At 68.0% G+C, this 20,352-nt stretch carries 17 protein-coding genes; 13 read left to right on the top strand and 4 right to left on the bottom strand.

The genetic code is table 11. The features are described from left to right. Positions 1-207 precede the first annotated feature (207 nt). From AC5QAB_RS17860 to xth, 4 genes are all read left to right on the top strand, one after another. Positions 208-1,635, top strand: coding sequence for a DcaP family trimeric outer membrane transporter (locus AC5QAB_RS17860; RefSeq protein WP_032957835.1), 1,428 nt, complete (start codon positions 208-210; stop codon positions 1,633-1,635). Between the two features lie 127 nt (positions 1,636-1,762). Further along, complete coding sequence (locus AC5QAB_RS17855; RefSeq protein ID WP_014648890.1) at positions 1,763-3,427, top strand: MFS transporter; 1,665 nt, start codon at positions 1,763-1,765, stop codon at positions 3,425-3,427. A gap of 198 nt (positions 3,428-3,625) precedes the next feature. After that, complete coding sequence (locus tag AC5QAB_RS17850) at positions 3,626-5,035, top strand: aldehyde dehydrogenase family protein (protein WP_197561333.1); 1,410 nt, start codon at positions 3,626-3,628, stop codon at positions 5,033-5,035. A 170-nt stretch (positions 5,036-5,205) separates the two neighbouring features. Next, on the top strand, positions 5,206-5,973 hold the full coding sequence (gene xth, locus AC5QAB_RS17845; RefSeq protein WP_164167328.1) for an exodeoxyribonuclease III: 768 nt from the start codon (positions 5,206-5,208) through the stop codon (positions 5,971-5,973). A 72-nt stretch (positions 5,974-6,045) separates the two neighbouring features. On the opposite strand, the gene AC5QAB_RS17840 is transcribed toward xth, so the two are convergent. After that, on the bottom strand, positions 6,046-6,297 hold the full coding sequence (locus AC5QAB_RS17840) for a GlsB/YeaQ/YmgE family stress response membrane protein (RefSeq protein WP_014648887.1): 252 nt from the start codon (positions 6,295-6,297) through the stop codon (positions 6,046-6,048). Positions 6,298-6,381: 84 nt separating this feature from the next. On the opposite strand from AC5QAB_RS17840, the gene AC5QAB_RS17835 reads away from it, so the two are divergent. The 9 genes from AC5QAB_RS17835 to AC5QAB_RS17795 all read left to right on the top strand — a co-directional run bounded on the left by AC5QAB_RS17835 (position 6,382) and on the right by AC5QAB_RS17795 (position 14,577). Beyond that, positions 6,382-6,981, top strand: coding sequence for a 4'-phosphopantetheinyl transferase superfamily protein (locus AC5QAB_RS17835; RefSeq protein ID WP_197561909.1), 600 nt, complete (start codon positions 6,382-6,384; stop codon positions 6,979-6,981). A 39-nt stretch (positions 6,982-7,020) separates the two neighbouring features. Next, complete coding sequence (gene rsmG, locus AC5QAB_RS17830) at positions 7,021-7,659, top strand: 16S rRNA (guanine(527)-N(7))-methyltransferase RsmG (RefSeq protein ID WP_197561910.1); 639 nt, start codon at positions 7,021-7,023, stop codon at positions 7,657-7,659. Between the two features lie 112 nt (positions 7,660-7,771). Further along, positions 7,772-8,569, top strand: coding sequence for a ParA family protein (locus tag AC5QAB_RS17825; RefSeq protein ID WP_014648884.1), 798 nt, complete (start codon positions 7,772-7,774; stop codon positions 8,567-8,569). Beyond that, on the top strand, positions 8,569-9,492 hold the full coding sequence (locus tag AC5QAB_RS17820) for a ParB/RepB/Spo0J family partition protein (protein ID WP_014648883.1): 924 nt from the start codon (positions 8,569-8,571) through the stop codon (positions 9,490-9,492). Before AC5QAB_RS17825 ends, AC5QAB_RS17820 begins: the two co-directional genes overlap by 1 nt. 126 nt (positions 9,493-9,618) lie before the next feature. Continuing rightward, on the top strand, positions 9,619-10,353 hold the full coding sequence (locus AC5QAB_RS17815; RefSeq protein ID WP_197556635.1) for a suppressor of fused domain protein: 735 nt from the start codon (positions 9,619-9,621) through the stop codon (positions 10,351-10,353). 45 nt (positions 10,354-10,398) lie between these two features. After that, positions 10,399-11,364, top strand: a complete 966-nt coding sequence (locus AC5QAB_RS17810; RefSeq protein ID WP_197561911.1) for an NAD-dependent epimerase/dehydratase family protein — start codon at positions 10,399-10,401, stop codon at positions 11,362-11,364. 90 nt (positions 11,365-11,454) lie between these two features. Continuing rightward, the gene (locus tag AC5QAB_RS17805; protein ID WP_005420380.1) at positions 11,455-12,177 is read left to right on the top strand and encodes a glycosyltransferase family 2 protein; all 723 of its coding nucleotides are present in this window, start codon (positions 11,455-11,457) and stop codon (positions 12,175-12,177) included. Continuing rightward, the gene (locus tag AC5QAB_RS17800) at positions 12,177-12,524 is read left to right on the top strand and encodes a lipid-A-disaccharide synthase N-terminal domain-containing protein (protein ID WP_014648879.1); all 348 of its coding nucleotides are present in this window, start codon (positions 12,177-12,179) and stop codon (positions 12,522-12,524) included. The genes AC5QAB_RS17805 and AC5QAB_RS17800 overlap by 1 nt, the downstream gene beginning before the upstream one ends. Positions 12,525-12,804: 280 nt before the next feature. Beyond that, a complete protein-coding gene (locus tag AC5QAB_RS17795) occupies positions 12,805-14,577 on the top strand; it encodes a DUF885 domain-containing protein (protein WP_075075845.1) in 1,773 nt (590 codons plus the stop codon). A 95-nt stretch (positions 14,578-14,672) separates the two neighbouring features. Here the strand turns inward: AC5QAB_RS17795 and AC5QAB_RS17790 are convergent, their stop codons facing one another. Genes AC5QAB_RS17790 through AC5QAB_RS17780 form a run of 3 tightly spaced genes read right to left on the bottom strand, consistent with a single transcriptional unit; the run spans position 14,673 to position 20,348 of the window. After that, positions 14,673-17,882, bottom strand: a complete 3,210-nt coding sequence (locus AC5QAB_RS17790) for an efflux RND transporter permease subunit (RefSeq protein WP_049442091.1) — start codon at positions 17,880-17,882, stop codon at positions 14,673-14,675. Positions 17,883-17,892: 10 nt separating this feature from the next. Then, positions 17,893-19,098 (bottom strand): efflux RND transporter periplasmic adaptor subunit, encoded by a 1,206-nt coding sequence (locus AC5QAB_RS17785; protein ID WP_049407166.1) that lies wholly within the window; start codon positions 19,096-19,098, stop codon positions 17,893-17,895. Beyond that, positions 19,095-20,348 (bottom strand): TolC family protein, encoded by a 1,254-nt coding sequence (locus AC5QAB_RS17780; protein WP_049407169.1) that lies wholly within the window; start codon positions 20,346-20,348, stop codon positions 19,095-19,097. Before AC5QAB_RS17780 ends, AC5QAB_RS17785 begins: the two co-directional genes overlap by 4 nt. Between the last annotated feature and the right edge of the window lie 4 nt (positions 20,349-20,352).

The raw sequence follows: 20,352 nt of genomic DNA, 5'->3' as shown, positions 1-20,352 counted from the left end.
GCAGCATCGCAACGACCGATCCCCCTCAGTTTGCCCCATCCACCCCCGGCCGCGTCACCACCCTGGTTAGACCATGGTCGAAAGTGAGCGCCCAGCAGGGCCGGGTTCGACCAATGGCCAATAGCCGCTGTGCGCGAACGCCCCGCAGTCTCGGCTCGACCGTGCCCCACGCGCGGCATCACCTTGCCACTTGGGAGAGAGGGCAACATGAGCCACCGTACGTTGAAAGCCGTGCGCACACCTTTGGCGGCCTGCCTGTTGGTCGCCCTGGTCGCACCGGGCATGGCGTTCGCAGAGACCGCCAAAGAGAAGGCACTGGAAGCACGCGTTGCCGAACTGGAACGCCAGGTCCAGCTGCTGCTGTCTTCGCAGCAACAACAACAGACCCAGATCAGCCAGACCCAGCAGGCGGTGACCGAAGTGCGCACGGTGCAGGCCGGGCAGAAGCCGGTCGCCTCGGTGCCGGCGGGCAAGCAGCCGATCCAGGTCACCACCATCACCCCGGGCGCCGCGCCGGGTACCACGGTCAAGATCGGCGGCTTCATCAAGGCCGACTTCCTGGCCACCCAGACCAGCGATGGCCAGTTGGCCGACGACGCCACCGGCCGCTCGCTGTACCTGCCGGGCCAGACCCCGGTGGAAGGCGCCGGCGGCAGCGGCAAGCGTTCGGGCACCGACTTCAACGCCCACGCCAAGTTCTCGCGCTTCAACCTGGGCATCGACAACGTGAGCGAATCGGGCAACAAGGCCGGTGCGTTCTTCGAGATGGACTTCTTCGGCAACTCGCTGGGCAACCAGACCGCCACCAATACCTATGGCGTGACCCTGCGCCACGCCTACATGTACTGGAACAACTGGATGGCCGGCCAGACCTGGTCCAACTTCATGGACGCGGCCGCGCTGCCGGAGGCGGTCGACTTCGTCGGCCCCACCGACGGCGTGATCTTCGTGCGCCAGGCCCAGGTGCGCTACACCCAGGGCGGCTTCAGCGTCGCACTGGAAAACCCGGAAACCACCACCCTCACCGGTACCCGCAACCCGGTCACCGGGGCCTGGACCAACGCTAGCGCCAACTCCGACCGTGGCAGCCTGCCCGACCTGACCATGCGTTATGGCTGGAAGGGCGACTGGGGCACCTTTGGTGTCGGTGGCATCGTCCGCCAGTTGAAGGTGGACAACCAGGCCACCGGCGCGAAGGCCGACAAGGTGGCCGGCGGCCTGACCCTGGGCGGCAAGTGGGTGATGGGTGACAGCGACTCGCTGCACTACCAGCTGACCGGTGGCGAAGGCATCGCCCGCTACATCGGCCTGGGCATCACTGCCGACAGTGCCTATGACGTGGCCCGCGACGAGCTCAACCCGACCGGCGTGCTGGCCGGCTACGTGGGCTGGCGGCATGCGTTCTCGCCGAAGCTGCGCACCAACCTGATCTACGCGCGCAGCGACTACGACAACGACAGCATCCTTGGCCCGCTGGTGACCAAGAGCGTGCAGAGCATCCGCGGCAACATCTTCTATTCGCCGCTGCCCAAGGTCGATATCGGCGCCGAGCTGATGTATGGCCGTCGCGAAGTGGAAAACGGCAACAAGGGTGACATCACCCGGTTGCAGTTCACCACGAAGTACAGCTTCTAAGAGCGTGCCGGCCAGCGGCCGGCACCTACCGAGATGGGGTGCCGACCAAGGTTGGCACCTACCGAATTGAGTGCCGACCAACGGTCGGCACCCACCCACAACGATTGCTTCGGAGGGGAAGCGTCTTATGTCCAGCACTGCACCAGGCCCGCACCATGCGGCGGGCACCCTGACCAAGGGCCACAAGAAAGTCATCTTCGCCTCGAGCCTCGGCACGGTCTTCGAGTGGTATGACTTCTTCCTGTACGGCTCGCTCGCGGCCATCATCGCCAAGCAGTTCTTCAGTGGCGTCAATGAAACCACGGGCATGATCTTCGCCCTGCTGGCGTTCGCTGCCGGCTTCTTCGTGCGTCCGTTCGGCGCGGCCTTCTTCGGCAGCCTCGGCGACCGCATCGGCCGCAAGTACACCTTCCTGGTCACCATCCTGATCATGGGCATCTCGACCTTCCTGGTCGGCGTGCTGCCCAACTACGCCTCGATCGGTTTCGCCGCACCGGTGATCCTGATCATCCTGCGCCTGGCCCAGGGCCTGGCGATGGGCGGCGAGTACGGCGGTGCCGCCACCTACGTGGCCGAGCACGCGCCGGACGACAAGCGCGGCCTGTACACCAGCTTCATCCAGTGCACCGCCACGCTCGGCCTGTTCCTGTCGCTGCTGATCATCCTGGCCTGCCGCATGACGCTGGGCAACGAGGCCTTCGAAGCCTGGGGCTGGCGCATCCCGTTCCTGGTCTCGATCCTGCTGCTGGGCATTTCGGTATGGATCCGCCTGCAGCTGAGCGAATCGCCGCTGTTCCAGCAGATGAAGGCTGAAGGCAAGGGCTCCAAGACCCCGTTCCGCGACAGCCTGAAGGGTGGCAACCTGAAGCTGATGCTGCTGGTCCTGCTCGGTGCGGCGGCTGGCCAGGCGGTGGTCTGGTACGGCGGCCAGTTCTACGCGCTGTTCTTCCTCAGCAGCATGCTGAAGGTCGATGCCACCACCTCCTACCTGCTGATCGCCGCTGCGCTGGCACTGGGCACGCCGTTCTTCATCTTCTTCGGCTGGCTGTCCGACCGCATCGGTCGCAAGAAGATCATCCTGGCCGGCTGCCTGCTGGCGGCCATCACCTACATCCCGATCTTCAAGGGCCTGACCCACTTCGCCAATCCGGCCATCGAAGAAGCCCGCAGCAGCTCGCCGGCCCTGGTCGTGGCCGATCCGGCTACCTGCTCGTTCCAGTTCGATCCGGTCGGCCTGCGCAAGTTCACCAGCTCCTGCGACGTGGCCACCGCCGCGCTGACCAAGGCCGGTGTGCCGTACGACGTGCAGCCCGCCGCCGCCGGTTCGCTGGCGATGGTGAACGTGGGCAGCGCCAGCGTCACCTCGTATGAGGCCGCCGGCCTGACCAAGGAAGAAGGCAAGGCCAAGGCCGATGCGTTCGGTGCGGAACTGAAGACCGCCCTGACCACCGCCGGCTACCCGGCCAAGGCCGATGGCGCCCGCATCAACATCGCCGGCACCATCTTCATGCTGTGGCTGCTGGTGCTGTACGTGACCATGGTCTATGGCCCGATCGCCGCCTACCTGGTCGAACTGTTCCCGACCCGCATCCGCTACACCTCGATGTCGCTGCCGTACCACATCGGCAACGGCTGGTTCGGTGGCTTCCTGCCGGCGATCTCGTTCGCGCTGGTGGCCGGTACCGGCAACCTGTACTACGGCCTGTGGTACCCGATCGCGATCGCACTGATGTCGGTGGTGATCGGCGGCCTGTTCCTGCGCGAAACCAAGAACGTGGATATCACCAAGTAACCGGTGGGTTCCATGCAGTGAAGGAAAGGCCGCGGTGCAGACCGCGGCCTTTCTGCTTGTGGGCCGTGCCCACTCGGCCCGCATCCGGTAGTGCCGGCCGCTGGCCGGCAACCTCCTGAATCGCCGCGGACATGAAGCCCTTGCCGGCCAGCGGCCGGCACTACCATTGCGTTGCGCAGCACCCCGTATAGTCGGCCCATGACCACCACCACGCCGGCCGACCTTCCCGCCCTCCTGCACACCCTGCGCAGCGCCTGGCAGGCCCAGCGCCCCACGTTCGACCAGCGCGAAGCCGACCTGCGCCGTCTGCGCGAGGCATTGAAGCCGCGCCTGGACGAAATGGCCCAGGCCATCGCCGAGGACTTCGGGCATCGCGCCCACGTTGAATCGAAACTGGCCGATGGCATGAGTGTGCTGTCGGCCATCGACCACCTGCGGCGCCACCTGCGGCGCTGGTCGAAGCCGCAGCGGGCATCGGCGGGATGGAAGCTGTGGCCGGCGCGCGCGCAGCTGCGGCCGACGCCGCTCGGCGTGGTGGGGGTGATCTCACCGTGGAACTACCCGGTCACGCTGGCGCTGGTGCCGCTGGTCACCGCGATTGCTGCCGGCAACCATGTGCTGCTGAAGCCTTCGGAACACACGCCGCGCACCAGCGCGTTCCTGGCCGATCTGCTGGCCAGCGTGTTCCCGCCCGATCGGGTGGCGGTGGTGCAGGGCGGGGCGGATGTGGCCGCAGCGGTGTCGTCGCTGCCGCTGGACCATCTGCTGTTCACCGGCTCGACGGCGGTTGGCCGCAAGGTGATGGCCGCCGCCGCTGAGCATCTGGTACCGGTCACACTGGAGCTGGGCGGCAAGTCGCCGGCGATTGTCTGTCGCGATTTCCCGCTGGACAAAGCCGCTGCGCGGCTGGCCACCGGCAAGTGGTTCAACGCGGGCCAGACCTGCATCGCGCCGGATTACGTGCTGATCGATACCGTTCGCCAGCGCGAATTCGTACAGGCGCTGCAGCAGCAGGTGCGCGAGCGCTATGGCGACTTCAGCGATGCCGACGACTACACCCGCATCATCAATGAAGGTCAGTACCGGCGCCTGCAGGGCTATCTGGCACAGGCGCGGCAACGCGGGGTGCCGGTGATTCCGTTGGCGCAGGTGGATGACGCGCGCGCCGACCGCGAGCGCCTGCTGGTGCCGACCGTGGTGCTGGACCCGCCGGACGACCTGGACCTGATGCGCGAGGAGATCTTCGGGCCGATCCTGCCGGTGCGGGCCTACCCGGATCTGGAGGCGGCGCTGGGCGACGTGCTGTCCCGCGACCGGCCGCTGGCGCTGTATCCCTTCAGCCACGACCGCGCGGCGGTGGAGCGCATCCTCGGCCAGGTGGTGGCCGGCGGGGTGACGGTGAATGACACGCTGCTGCACTTCGCCGCCGATGGCCTGCCGTTTGGCGGGGTAGGGGCAAGCGGCATGGGCGCGTACCACGGCCGCGCCGGGTTCGATGCGATGAGCAAGCGGCTGCCGGTGCTGTGGCAGTCGCGCTGGGCGGCCAGCGACCGGCTGCGGCCGCCGTATTCGAAGATTGCGGGGTTGTTGAAGCTGCTGCTTCGGTAGTGCCGGCCGCTGGCCGGCAACTGCAGGGTCTTGCCGACGGTTCATGGGGTTGCCGGCCAGCGGCCGGCACTACCGGTGGGTGCAAGCCTTGGTTGGCACATGGGGGCCTCGGCGCCAACCAAGGTTGGCGACTACCGGGCATGGGTGGCCCACCCGGGTAGAATGCCCCCATGAAAATCGCCTCGTGGAACGTCAATTCGCTCAATGTCCGCCTGCCGCACCTGGAGCAGTGGCTCAGGGAGTTCGGCCCGGACATCGTCGGCATCCAGGAAACCAAGCTGGAGGACCACAAGTTCCCCGATTCGGCGCTGATCGCCGCAGGCTATCGCAGCGTGTTCGCCGGCCAGAAGACCTACAACGGCGTGGCGCTGCTGTCGCGTGAGCCGGCGCAGGACGTGCAGATCGGCATTCCCGGTTTCGAGGACGAGCAGAAGCGCGTCATCGCCGGCACCTTCGGCGACCTGCGGGTGATCAACCTGTACGTGGTCAACGGCCAGGACATCGGTACCGACAAGTACGACTACAAGCTGCGCTGGCTGGAAGCGGTGCATGCCTGGATCGCCGGAGAACTGCAGCGCCACCCGAAGCTGATCGTGATGGGCGACTTCAACATCGCCCCGGACGCGCGCGACGTGCACGACCCGGCGGTGTGGAACGACAACCACATCCTGACCTCCACCGCCGAGCGCGGCGCATTGAACAAGCTGCTGCAGCTGGGCCTGCACGATGGCTTCCGCCTGCACAATGACGAGGCGGGTACCTTCAGCTGGTGGGACTACCGTGCCGCCGGCTTCCGCCGCAACCTGGGCCTGCGCATCGACCTGACCCTGGTCTCCGATGCGCTGAAGGACAGTGCGGTGGCCTCGGGCATCGACCGCGAGCCGCGCACCTGGGAACGCCCGAGTGACCATGCGCCGGCCTGGGTGCAGATCGGTTGAACGAACGGGGCCCGACGATTGCCGGGCCCGTTCTGGAACATCTGCCGGCCAGTGGCCGGCACTACCCTCAGATCACCGTATGCTCTTGCGGGTGAACAGGTTGACGATCGCCAGCAGGATCACTGCACCGATCAGCGAGAACAGGAACGTGCGGAGGGTGATCGCCTCGTTGATGCCGCCGCCGAACAGCCAGCCGGAAATCAGCGCGCCGACGATGCCGACCACGATGTTGAGGATGATGCCCTGCTGGGCATCGCGCTTCATGATGATGCTGGCCAGCCAGCCTACGATGCCGCCGACGATCAGCCAGATGATGATGCCCATGATCGAACCTCCGGTGGGGAACTGTGACCAGTTGACGCGCAGGGCTGTGAACCCGTCGTGGAATTGCGTGATGGGCGTGTGCGGATGAGCCTGCCAGCCACCCTCGATGGCCCGTGGCGCTTCGGTCCGGTGACGGTCTGGCGGCGCCCGCATGTGCCGGGCCAGCGTGGTGAACCGCAGGCGCGGCAGGTGCTGGCGCAGGCATTGGGCGCCGACCCGCAGACGCTGCCGCTGGTCCGCGATGACAAGGGCCGGCCGGAACTGAGCGGCCCGTTGGCCCACTACGGCACCGGCTGGAGCCATAGCGGCGAGGTGCTGCTGGTGGCGCTGGGCGAAGGCGTGCGGCTGGGCGTGGACTTGGAGCTCCTACGGCCGCGACCGCGCCTGCTGGAAATCGTGCAGCGCTTCTTCCACCCGCAGGAGGTGGCCTGGCTGGAACGCCTGGATGAGGCCGGGCGCGAGCACTGGTTCTTCCGCGTGTGGTGCGCCAAGGAAGCGATGCTGAAGGCGCACGGGCAGGGCATCTCGTTCGGCCTGCACCGCCTGCAGCTGGCGCCCGGGCCCGATGGCGCCCTGCACCTGCGCTGGTGCGACCCGGAACTGGGCGAGGCCGCGCGCTGGCACCTGCACGAGTGGCAGGCCAGCGGCCAGTTCCGCGCCGCATTGGCCTGGTATCCACACTGAAGCGGGGAATCGGCGCGCAAAACCGGCGATAATGCCGGCATGAGCGAACACCCACTTCCCGCCAGCGTGTCTGCCACGCTGGAACAGGGCCTGGCCAGCATGGGCCTGGACGCCGCGCTGGCGCCGCCGTTGCTGCGCTACCTGGCCCTGCTGCACCGCTGGAACGGCACCTACAACCTCACCGCCATCCGCGACCCGCAGGAGATGGTCACCCGCCACCTGCTCGACTCGCTGGCGATGCAGCCGTTCGTGGCCGACGGCAGCCTGGCCGACCTTGGCACCGGCCCCGGGCTGCCCGGCATCCCGCTGGCGATCGCCTGCCCGGGCCTGCAGGTCACCCTGGTCGAGAGCAACGGCAAGAAGGCGCGCTTCATGCGCGAAGCCGTGCGCCAGCTCGGCCTGGGCAACGCCCGCGTGGCCGAGTCGCGCGCCGAGGCGCTGGACGAGGCCGGCCGCTACGACCAGCTGACCGCGCGCGCGATGGACACCCTGGCCGGCATCGTCCGCGTCGGTAGCCACCTGCTGCGCCCCGGCGGCGTATTGCTGGCCATGAAGGGCGTCTACCCGCATGAGGAGATCGCGGACCTGCCGGCGGGCTGGCAGGTGCGTGAGGTGACCCCGTTGAGCGTGCCCGGCCTGGCCGGCGAACGCCACCTGGTCACTGTTACAGGCCCCTGATTCCCGCCGCCAGCCCCTTGTGGAACAACGGGTTGGCGATCCACGATTTCCGCAAGGGGCCGGTTGTACGCATAATGACCGGTCCCAGCACACGTCGACGAGGCACACCCGCATGGCCCGCATCATCGCCATCGCCAACCAGAAGGGTGGCGTCGGCAAGACCACGACCGCCGTCAACCTGGCCGCTTCCCTGGCCAACGCACCCAAGCGCGTGCTGTTGGTCGACCTGGATTCGCAGGGCAACGCGACCATGGGCAGTGGCGTGGACAAACGCGAGCTGGCCGCCTCCACCTGTGACCTGCTGCTCGGCGAGAACAGCGCTGCCGATGTACGCGTGCAGACTGCCGAGGGTTACGACCTGCTGCCCGGCAATATCGACCTGACCGCCGCCGAGATCCAGCTGATGGGCCAGAGCGAGCGCGAGCAGCGCCTGAAGCGCGCGCTGGCGCCGATCCGCGACGAGTACGACTACATCCTGATCGACTGCCCGCCGGCGCTGTCGCTGCTGACGCTCAACGCGCTGGCCGCCGCCGACTCGGTGATCGTGCCGATGCAGTGCGAGTACTACGCGCTGGAAGGCCTGAGCGCGCTGGTGGAAACCATCGAAGCGCTGCGCACCAGCCTGAACCCGGCGCTGGAGATCGAAGGCGTGCTGCGCACCATGTTCGACGTGCGCAACAACCTGGCCAACGCAGTGTCGGCCGAGCTCACCGAGCACTTCGGCGACCGCGTGTTCCGCACCATCGTGCCGCGCAACGTGCGCCTGGCCGAGGCACCCAGCCATGGCCAGAGCATCGTCGGCTACGACCGCGCCTCGCGCGGTGGCGTGGCCTACCTGGGCCTGGCCGGCGAGATCATCCGCCGCAACAACGAACGCAACAAGGCCGGCAAGGCCGTGGAGATCGTCTGATGACCAGCAGCAAGCCGGCAGCCAAGAAGCGAGGCCTCGGCCGTGGCCTGGATGCGCTGTTGGGCCCGAAAGGCGCGGTCAGCCAGGTGCAGGCCACCACCGCGGTGATCGAGCCGCTGCCGGGTGAAGTGCTGCGCAAGTTGCCGGTCGGCCAGCTGCAGCCGGGCAAGTACCAGCCGCGCCGCGAGATGGACGAGGGCAAGCTGTCCGAGTTGGCCGACTCGATCAAGTCGCAGGGCGTGATCCAGCCGATCCTGGTGCGCCAGCTGCCGGCGGGCAACTACGAAATCGTCGCCGGTGAACGCCGTTGGCGCGCATCGCAGCTGGCCGGCCTGGACGAAGTGCCGGTGGTGGTGCGCGAGCTGGAAGACCGCACCGTCATCGCGATGGCGCTGATCGAGAACATCCAGCGCGAAGACCTCAATCCGCTGGAAGAAGCCGAGGCGCTGCAGCGCCTGATCAGCGAGTTCACCCTGACCCATGCCGAGGCCGCCGAGGCCGTCGGCCGCTCGCGCGCGGCGGTGTCCAACCTGCTGCGCCTGCTGGAGCTGCCGGTGGCGATCCGCCTGCTGCTGGAAACCCGCCGCCTGGAAATGGGCCACGCCCGCGCGCTGCTGACCCTGGCTCCCGAGCTGGCTGGCAAGCTGGCCCAGGAAGCAGCCGATGAAGGCTGGTCGGTGCGCGAGGTCGAGCGCCGTGCGCAGGCCTTCGCCGCCGGCAAGGTGCCGAGCAACCGCCCGGCGGCCACGCCGAAGGTGCAGCAGGCCGACATCGCCTCGCTGGAAACCGAACTGTCCGAAGCATTGGGCGCCAAGGTGGCGATCAATCATGGCCGCGGTGGCAAGGGCAAGCTGATCATCCACTACACCGACCTGGATACCCTGGACGGCGTGCTGGAAAAGCTGCGCACGCGCCAGGGCTGAGCCCGGCGCAGTGACAGGGGCGCGGCCCGTTCCTGCCGTGTCCCGCCAATGACAGGGAACGTACCGCCGCGCGCGCCGAGGGAATGCACTGCCTTCCGGTCCGTGGCCTCATCCAGGGAGCAGGACATGAGCAACGAATACGAGGACGTCAGCCCGGACGGCACCCAGATACTGGTACATCGCCGCGAAAAGGACTTCGTGCTCGCCACCGGCGAAGAACGGCACATCGAGGCGATCAGCGCCCACCTCGAACGCCATCTGGGCCCGGTGTCCGGTGTCTTCCACGAGATCATCTCCGACCTGGTGCACATCGACGTGCACGTGGTGCCGGCCAATGACCACTGCCCTTACCTGCGCCTGGTCACCTCCGGCATGAGCGACCTGCCGATGACCGTGCCCGCCGAGGTGGACCCGGACGTGCCGCGCTACATGGAACTGATGGTGACCCTGCCGGCGGACTGGCCCATCTCCCAGGACGCCTTCGAGGACGAGCGCAATTACTGGCCGGTGCGCCTGCTGAAGGGCATGGCGCGGTTGCCGCACGAGTACGACACCTGGCTGGGCTTCGGCCACACCATTCCCAACGGCCATCCCAGCGAGCCCTATGCGCCGGGCGTGGGCTTCGACGGCGCCATCGTGCTGCCGCCGGTAACCACCCCGGAGGACTTTGCCACGCTGGAACTGGACGACGGCAAGACCATCAGCTTCATGAGCCTGGTCCCGCTGTACCCCGAAGAGATGGACCTGAAGCTGAGGAAGGGCGCCGAGGCGCTGCTCGACCGCTTCGACGCGAAGAAGATCCAGGATGTAATCGAACCCGGCCGCACCAACGTGGCGAAGAAGCGTTTCGGTTTGTTCTGAGACCGGTAACATCAGGGGCCTGAACTTCGTTTCCAGGCCCCTGCCATGACCATCCTGCTCACCGGCGCTGCCGGCTTCATCGGTGCCTACACCGCCCGCGCACTGCTGGAGGCCGGCCAGGCCGTGGTCGGCCTGGACAACTTCAACGATTACTACGACCCGCAGATCAAGCGCGACCGCGTGGCCGCGCTGTGCCCGTCGCTGGACCTGCGCGCGCTGGACCTGACCGACCGCGAGGGCCTGGCTGCGCTGTTCGATGAAGTGCAGCCGACGGCGGTGATCCATCTGGCCGCCCAGGCCGGCGTGCGCTATTCGCTGGAAAACCCGCACGCCTACGTCGACAGCAACCTGGTCGGCTTCGTCAACATGCTCGAACGGTGCCGCCACCGCGGCGTGCAGCACCTGGTGTATGCCTCCAGCAGCTCGGTCTACGGCGATTCGGCCACGCCGCCGTTCTCCGAGGACCAGCGCGTAGACCAGCCGCGTTCGCTGTACGCGGCGACCAAGGCGGCCAATGAGCTGATGGCTTACACCTACGCGCAGCTGTACGGCCTGCATGCCACCGGCCTGCGCTTCTTCACCGTGTATGGCCCGTGGGGCCGGCCGGACATGGCACCGCTGCTGTTCTCCCGCGCGGTGCTGGCCGGGCGGCCGATCGACGTGTTCAACGAAGGCCGCATGCAGCGCGATTTCACACATGTCTCCGACATTGTGTCCGGTATCCTCGGCGCCCTCGCGCATCCGGCCGACGGCCCGGTGCCGCACCGGGTGTTCAACCTCGGCAACCATACGCCGGTCGAGCTGGAGCGCTTCATCAGCGTGATCGAGCAGGCCGCCGGCCGCCCCGCGCAGAAGGTGTACAAGCCCATGCAGCCCGGCGACATGGTGCGCACGATGGCCGATACCCGGCGCGCACATGACGCTTTCGGCTTCGATGCGGTGACCCCGATCGAAGAAGGCCTGCCGCCTGTGGTGCAGTGGTGCCGCGAGTATTTTGGCGATCGCGCCTGAGGATGGATCCTCACGCCGCGGGGTTCATCTTCGGATAACCTCGGCAGCGGAGAATGCGCGGTCTTTGTCCCCCCTTTGGCCGAGTGCCTTATGAGCCAACCCGAGCTTTCCGTTGTCGTCCCGGTATTCAACGAGCGCGACAATGTCGCCCCGCTGGTCGCCGAAATCACCGCCGCGCTGCGTGGCCGGCTGCCGTTCGAAATCGTCTACATCGACGATCACTCGCGCGATGACACCCTGGCGGTGCTGCAGGGACTGAAGGCGACCACCCCGGAACTGCGCGTGCTGCACCATGTGAACCAGAGCGGGCAGAGCACCGCGGTGCGCACCGGCGTCAAGCACGCGCGCGCGCCGTGGATCGCGACCCTGGATGGCGATGGCCAGAACGATCCGGCCGATATCCCCAAGCTGCTCGCCGCACGCGACGCCGCCGAGGCGCAGGTGAAGCTGTTTGCCGGCTGGCGCGTCAACCGCCAGGACAGCGGCAGCAAGCGCTGGGCCAGCAAATGGGCCAACGCCATCCGTGCACGCATGCTGCGCGACGATACGCCCGATACCGGCTGCGGCATCAAGCTGTTCGAACGCAGCGCGTTCCTCGACCTGCCGTACTTCGACCACATGCACCGCTACCTGCCGGCGCTGATGCAGCGCGCCGGCTGGAAGACCACCAGCGTGCCGGTCAACCACCGCCACCGTACCGCTGGCGTGTCCAAGTACAACAACCTCGGCCGCGCGCTGGTCGGCATCCGCGACCTGCGTGGCGTGGCCTGGCTGATCACCCGCAGCAAGCGCACCGCGGTGGAGGAGCGCTGATGGATCTGGAGCTGCATTGGCTCGACCAGCCGCTGACCTGGCTGTACTGGACCGGCCTGCACGTGACCGGCTGGAAGCTGATCGGCTATACCGGCGCGCTGATGTTCGGCGGCCGCTGGCTGGTCCAGTTCGTCGCGTCCAAGCGCGCCGGCAAGCCGGTGATCCCGCGCCTGTTCTGGTACATGAGCGTGCTCGGCAGCCTGATGACGCTGAGCTACTTCCTGTTCTCGGCCAAGCAGGACTCGGTGGGCGTGCTGCAGAACCTGTTCCCGGCGTTCACCGCGCTGTACAGCCTGCACCTGGACATCAAGCACCGCGGCTGGAAGCGAGACAAGGCCAGCCACTGAGGCCCCGGGGTCGGATCCCTTTTCATGGGAAAGGGCTCTGACCCCGTCCGGATCACCCCGTCCGGATCCGCGGCGCATCCACGCATGACGTGGGTCTACTGCGTACCTGGCTACCGTGCCTGGTAGCTGCCAACCTTGGTTGGCACACGGGGAACCCAGCGCCAACCAAGGTTGGCGGCTACCGGGGCCCCGGTCTGCTGCGCAGGCAGGACCTTCGTCCCATGCCACGGGCGATGGGCGGTGCCATGATCGGGGTCTGCCTTCCCGGGAACCTGTGCTCGTGAAAACCCGTCTTGCCGTTGCCCTGCTGATCGCCCTGTCCGCCCCCGCCGTGGCCCTGGCCGCGCCGCCCGCCCCCGCCGCACCGTCCGGCGTGGCTACTGAATCGCCCGCCGACGCCGCCTTCCGCGCGCTGTACGAGAAGGAATGGAAGTGGCGCCAGCAGGGCGGTGGCGAGGCCAGCGAGGACGAGGACGCCCCGGCCAACGCCACCCGCATGCCCGACGTCGGCCCGGCCGCGCAGCAGGCGCGCCTGAAGGTGTGGGATGAGACCCTGGCCGCGCTGAAGAAGATCGACCCGAAGACCCTGTCGGCCGACAACCAGGTCAACTACGCGATCTACCACGACCAGGTGTTCAACCTGGCCGAAGAGACGCGCCTGCGCGGCTACGAGATGCCGTTCAACGCCGATTCCTCGTTCTGGTCCAACCTGTCCTTCATGGCCCGGCGCGAGATGAAGACCGTGCAGGACTACCAGAACTACATCGCACGCCTGAATGATGTACCGCGCTACTTCGGCCAGCAGACCGAGAACATGCGCGCCGGCCTGAAGCGTGGTTTCAGCGTGCCGCGCGCGGTGCTCGATGGCCGCGAAGTGTCCATCGCCACCGTCGCCGAGCTGAAGGACCCGACCGAGTCGCCGCTGTACGCGCCGTTCAAGAAGCTGCCCACCACCATCCCGGCCGCCGAGCAGGCCAGACTGCAGGCGCAGGCGCGCGCGGCGATCAGCGGCAAGGTGGTGCCGGCGTTCCAGCAGCTGCGCACCTTCTTCGTCAACGAGTACGTGCCACAGGCGCGCACCACCCTGGCCGCCGAAGCGATGCCCGATGGCAAGGCGTACTACCGGCAGCAGATCCACGAATACACCACGCTGGACCTGTCGCCGGACGAGATCCACCGCATCGGCCTGGGCGAGGTCGAGCGCATCCAGAAGGAAATGAACGACATCATCAAGCAGGTGAAGTTCAAAGGCAGCTTCGCCGAGTTCCTGACCTTCCTGCGTACCGATCCGCAGTTCTATGCAAAGACGCCGGAAGAGCTGCTGTCGCGTGCCGCGTGGATCTCCAAGCGGGCGGACGGCCAGCTGGGCAAGTACATGACGTTGCCGCGCGCGCGCTTCACCATCGTGCCGGTGCCGCCGGACATCGCACCGTTCTGGACGGCCGGCCGCGGTGGCATGGGCACCTACTGGCTCAACACCTACAACCTGCCGTCGCGCCCGCTGTACAACCTGCCGGCGCTGACCCTGCATGAATCCGATCCGGGCCACTCGCTGCAGGGCGCGATCGCCGCCGAGCAGAAGAACCTGCCGGAGTTCCGCCGCAACGCCTACATCTCCGCCTATGGCGAAGGCTGGGCGCTGTACTGCGAGAAACTGGGCGTGGAGATGGGCATCTACGAAACCCCATACGAGGATTTCGGCCGCCTGACCTACGAGATGTGGCGCGCGGCGCGCCTGGTGATCGACACCGGCGTGCACAGCAAGGGCTGGACCCGCGAGCAGGCGTTGGCCTACCTGCGTGACCACACCGCGCTGAGCGAGCATGAAGTGACCACCGAGGTGGACCGCTACATCTCCTGGCCTGGCCAGGCGCTGAGCTACAAGCTGGGCGAGATCGCCATCGTGCGCCTGCGTGCGCAGGCCGAGAAGGAGCTGGGCGACAAGTTCGACATCAAGGGCTTCCACGACACCCTGCTCAAGCAGGGCTCGGTGCCGCTGCCGGTGTTGGAACAGCAGATCCAGGCCTACATCGCCGAGCGCAAGAAGGCCTGACCGTGCGAGGGTAGTGCCGGCCGCTGGCCGGCAACCCGACCCGGTCACGGGGTCGGATCCCTTTCCTGTGGAAAGGGCTCCGACCCCCTCTCGCCTCACCCCACCGGCCGCGGCTTGGCCACCCGTGCTGCGAAGGTCGGCAGCACCAGCAGGGTCAGCACGGTGGCGGTGATCAGGCCACCGATCACCACCGTGGCCAGCGGCTTCTGCACCTCCGCACCGGAACCGCTGGCAATCGCCATCGGGATGAAGCCGACGATCGCCACCAGCGCCGTGGTCAGCACCGCGCGGATGCGGCTCGAGGCACCGTTGATCGCCGCCTGCAGCGGCAGGTCGCCGGCATCCAGGCGTTCGCGGATCGCCTGCATCAGCACCAGGCCGTTCAACGTGGCCACGCCGGAGACGGCGATGAAGCCAACTGCCGCCGATACCGAGAATGGCATGCCTCGCAGCAGCAGCGCGAGGATGCCACCGACCAGCGCCAACGGCACGCAGCTGAACACCAGAATGGCTTCCTTGCCGCTGCGCAGGGCCATGAACAGCAGGCTGCCGATCAGCAGGAACACCACCGGCACCACGGTTGCCAACCGCTTCTCCGCGCGCTGCAGGTTCTCGAACTGACCGCCCCAGGTCAGGTAGGCACCCGGCGGCAGCGCCACGTCGGCCACCGCAGCCTGCGCCTCGCCGACGAAGCCGCCCAGATCGCGACCGCGCACGTTGGCCTGCACCACCACGCGGCGGCTGCCGTTGTTGCGGCTGATCTGGTTCGGCCCTTCGCTCACGGTAATGCGCGCCACCGACGACAACGGAATCACCAGCCCCGATGGCGTGGCGATCGGCAGCGAGGCCAGCTGGTCCGGATCGTTGCGCGAGGCATCGTCCAGGCGCACCACCACGTTGAAGCGGCGGTCGCCTTCGAAGATCTTGCCGGCCGTGGTACCGCCGATGCCGGTGGACAGCGCATCACTCACATCTGCAGCGCTCAACCCGTACTGTGCCGCCGCCACGTGGTCGATCGCCACGTTGAGCGTGGGCAGGCCGGAGATCTGTTCTACCCGCACGTCGGCCGCGCCATCCACCGCACGCAGCTTCAACGCCACCTGGTCGGCCACCTTCTGCAGCTGGCTGAAGTCATCACCGAAGATCATTACGGCCAGGTCGGTACGCACGCCGGAAATCAGTTCGTTGAAGCGCAGCTCGATCGGCTGGCTGAACTCGAAGCTGTTGCCCAGCTGCTGCCCGGCCAGTTTCTCGAAGCGCGCCACCAGTGCGTCCTTGGCCAGCGTCGGATCGGGCCAGTCCTTGCGTGGCTTCAACACGATCACGCTGTCGGAAATGTTGGTCGGCATCGGGTCGATCGCCGCCTCGGCGGTACCGGTGCGCGAGAACACGGTTTCCACTTCCGGCTGCTTGGCAATCGCCTTTTCCAGCGCCAGCTGCATTGCCAGTGACTGCTCCAGCGAGGTCGATGGCACGCGCAGGGCCTGCATCGCCACGTTGCCTTCATCCAGGGTCGGCATGAACTCGCGGCCCAGCAGCGAGAACGCGCCGATGCCCACCACCACCATCATCACCGCACCGGCCAGCACCGTGCGCGGGTGCGCCACGGCCTTGCGCACCACCGGTTCGATGCGCGCACGCAGCACGCGGATCAGCCTGGTTTCGTGCTCGCCGTCGTCCGCGTGCGCATCGCCGTCCTTCACCTTGGGCTCGCGCACCAGCAGCGCGGCCATCGCCGGCACGAAGGTGAAGGAAAACAGGAAGGCACCGACCAGGGCCAGCATGAACGTGGCCGCCATCGGGTGGAACGTCTTGCCCTCCACGCCCTCCAGCGTGAGGATCGGCGCGAACACCAGCAGGATGATCAGCTGGCCGAAGGCCGCAGGGCGCGCCATCTTAATGGCCGAATCGGCGGCTACGCGCAGGCGTTCCATCGCGGTCAGCGCACGGCCCAGTTCGGCGCGGCGCTGGCCCAGCATCAGCAGTGTCGACTCGACCACGATCACCGCACCGTCCACCAGGATGCCGAAGTCCAGCGCACCCAGGCTCATCAGGTTGCCACTGATGCCGAAGCGGTTCATGCCGATCACTGCGAACAGGAACGACAGCGGAATCACCAGCGCGGTGATCGTTGCCGCACGCAGGTTGCCCAGCAGCAGGAACAGCACCACCACCACCAGCAGCGCGCCCTCGGTGAGGTTCCTGGCGACGGTCTTGATGGTGGAATTGACCAGCACGCTGCGGTCCAGCACCGGTGCCGCCACGATGTCGGCCGGCAGTGACTTGTTTACCTGTTCCAGGCGCGCGGCCGCTGCCTGGGCCACGGTGCGGCTGTTGCCACCGGCAATCATCAGCGCGGTGCCCAGCACGGCTTCATGGCCGTTGCGGCTGGCCGCACCCAGCCGCGGCGCGCGGCTCAGTTCCACCGTGGCCACATCGGCTACGCGTACCACCACGCCATTGCGGGTCGCCACCGGGGCCTGTGCCAGGTCGTCGGTGGTCAGCGCCAGGCCGTCGGCACGTACCACCAGGCCCTCGCCGGCACGCTGTACGAAGCCGGCACCGGCCTGCACGTTGGAACGCTGCAGGGCAGTGACCAGGTCGGCCAGGCCGAGGCCATGCGCGGCCAGTCTGGCGCTGTCCGGATGCACGCCGTATTCCTTGACGTAGCCGCCAACCGTATCGACGCCGGCCAGCCCCGGGCTGGAACGCATCTGCGGCGCGATGATCCAGTCCTGCACGGTGCGCAGGTAGGTCGCACGTTCTTCGGGCGTACGCAGCAGGTTGCCTTCCGGTGTGCGGTAGACCTCGCCGGCCTGCCAGCCCGCTTCATCGGGTTTGGCCAGTTTGGCCGGATCGAACGCGGTGAAGTCCACCGTCCACATCAGCACCTCGCCAAGGCCGGTGGTGACCGGCGACAGCATCGGTGATGCACCATCGGGCAGGTCTTCCGATGCCTCGCGCATGCGTTCGGCCACCTGCTGGCGGGCGAAGTAGATGTCGGTGGCATCGGTGAAGATCGCGGTGACCTGCGAGAAACCATTGCGCGACAGCGAACGCGTGGTGGTCAGGCCGGGGATGCCGGCCAGCGCGGTTTCCAGCGGATAGGTCACCTGCCGCTCGATCTGCTCCGGTGTCAGCGCCGGTGCCACCGTGTTGATCTGTACCTGACGGTTGGTGATGTCCGGCACCGCGTCGATCGGCAGCTTGCCCAGCTGGAACAGGCCCACCGCGGCGATCAACGCGGCCATGAACACCACCAGCCAGCGGTGGCGCACCGCTGTTTCAATGATCAGCTTGAACATGGTCGCCTCCTCAGTGGCCGTGCTCGGCTTCGCCCTTGGCCAGCTCGGCCTTGAGCAGGAAGGCATTGGCACCGACGATGCGCTCGCTGCCGGTCAGCCCAGCGAGGATCTCGATGCGGTCACCGGCACGGCGCCCGGCCAGGACCGGCTGCGCCTTGAAGCCACCTTCGACGGCGACAAACACCGCGCTGCTGCCATCAACGTTCTGCACTGCATCGGCCGGGACGCTGAGCGAACCGTCCCGGCCTTCGGTGACCACCACGGCCGAGACCGGCGAACCGGCCGGCGGCAGCGACGCATCCACCGGGGTGGCGCGGATCACCGCGACGCCGCCCTGCTGGCGCACATCGGCGGCCGAACCGGTGACGGTGGCGGTGAAGCTGCCACCCGGCACGCTCACTTCCAGCGTCATGCCGGGCGTGACCTGTGCGGCCAGCGCCGGCGGTGCGGTGAACACCAGCTCGTTCATTGTCGGGTCGGCGACATCGGCGACTGCACTGCCGGCGGCGACTACACCGCCCGGAGTGACCTGCACGTTGCCGACGATGCCGGCCACCGGGCTGGTGATGCGCACGCGGCCACTGGCATCGGGCGCACCGTTGGCAGCGGCCTGGGCCTGCGCGGCAGCGGCCTGGGCCTGTGCCGCCAGCGACCGTGCGCGCGAGGCTTCCATCTCCTGGCGGGCGACCACGCCCTGGTCGACCAGCGCCTTGTCGCGACCATAGGCCAGGCGCGCGGCCTCGGCTTCGGCCGAGGCGGCCAGCGCATTGGCGCGGAACACCGCCGCTTCGCCGCTGACCACGATCGCCAGTGCCTGGTTCTGCTTCACCGCGGTGCCCGGTGCGACCAGCACGCGTTCGACGCGGCCGGTCACGGTCGACGCCACCGAGGCGCGTGCACCGACCGACGGTTCGACCCGGCCGGACAGGCGCGTGGAGCTACCGCCACCACGACCGACCGCGACCACTTCGATACCGGACGCCTTGATCTGCTCAGGAGTCAGCTGCACGACACCCTCATCGCCATCGGCGGGCGCCTTTGCGGATTCGGCCTTGGCCTCCTTGCTGTCGGCGGCATGGCCGTGGCCATCGTCGGTGCCGGCCTTGGCCGCAGCCGGGTCTTCATTGGCAGGCGTCTGCGCGTTGCCAGCGCAGCCGGCCAGCAGCGCGGCCAGCAGCACGCCGCCGATCAGCGGGAAAGTACGGGAGAGCGTCATGGGACCTCCACAAAAGGTGCGCGCCCTTCAAGGCGGGCAAGATCGATTTCCGCGGCGACGCGCGACAGGCGCGCATCCACGGCGGTGCCGCGGGCGGCGATGAGGGCGCTGCGCGTGCTGCGCAGTTCCAGCTGCGAGATGCGCCCGGCGTCGAAGCCGATGCGGGCCAGGCGATACGCCTCTTCGGCGGCGACCACGCTTTCATCGGCGGCGCGGGTACGGCTGCCGGCGGCCTTTAAACCGGCCACCGCGGAGAGGCGTGCCGCCTCGCTGTCGCGGCGCTGCTGGTCCAGGCGTGCCTCGGCCGCGCGCTGGTCGGCATTGGCGGCGCGTATGCCCCCGCGGTTGCGGTCGAACAGCGGGATGCTGAGGCTGACCCCGAGGTTGTAGGCGCGCTCGCCCCCCTCGCGGAAGCGGGTCTGCGCGGCAGTGACGCTCAGGTCGGGCAGGGCGCGCTTGCGCTCCACGTCGACCAGCTTGCCCGCCGCATCCGCTTCGGCTTCGGCGATGCGCACCGCCAGCGCGGTATCGGTGGCACCGCGTGGCAACGGCGGCGCGCGGTCGAGCAGGCTGTCGCCGATCGACTGCACCGGCGCATCCAGCAGCGCGGCACCGGCCAGGCGGGCCAGCGCGGCATCGCGGAAGGCCTGCGCCTCATCCAGCGCGGCGCTGGCGTTGGCGACTTCGCTCTGCGCCTGCACGGCGCGCAGCTGCGGCTCGCGGCCCTGCTTGACCATCGCGTTGACCGCGTTGGCGTCAGCGCGGGTGAGGCTCAGTGCTTCTTCGGCCAGGGTGTAGCGGCGCAGTGCACTTTCCGCCTGTGCATAGACCACCGCCAGCTGGCTGGCCACGTCGCTGCGGCTTTGGGCACCACGCAGGTTGGCGGCCTGTGCCTCGGCACGGGCGGCACGGACACGCGCGCCACGCTGGCCCCAGACCTCCAGCGGCTGGGACAGGGTGAGCACGGTATCGGCCTTGCCCATGCCGCCATAGGAGCCGGTGCCCCAGGCGTTTTCGGCGGAGTAAGAGAGGGAAGGGTTGGGCAACGCACGGGCCTGGTCGGCGCGCGCGTCGGCGGCCTCGGCCAGCGCCGCACCGACGCGGGTGCCGGGCAGCTGGTCCAGGCGTTCAAGCAGGGTGTCGTAGGAAGGGGCGGCTTGCGCCATCACCGATGCCGCCGGGGCCAGGCCCAGCAACACGGCGACGACCCGCCCGGCCGCACGCAGCGGCCGACGTGTCAGGGTCGACATGAAG

It is taken from the genome of Stenotrophomonas sp. YJH_SMC_127 (assembly GCF_059372445.1).
Note: the sequence above shows the minus strand (reverse complement) of the source record. Positions and strands in the feature narration are given on the sequence as shown.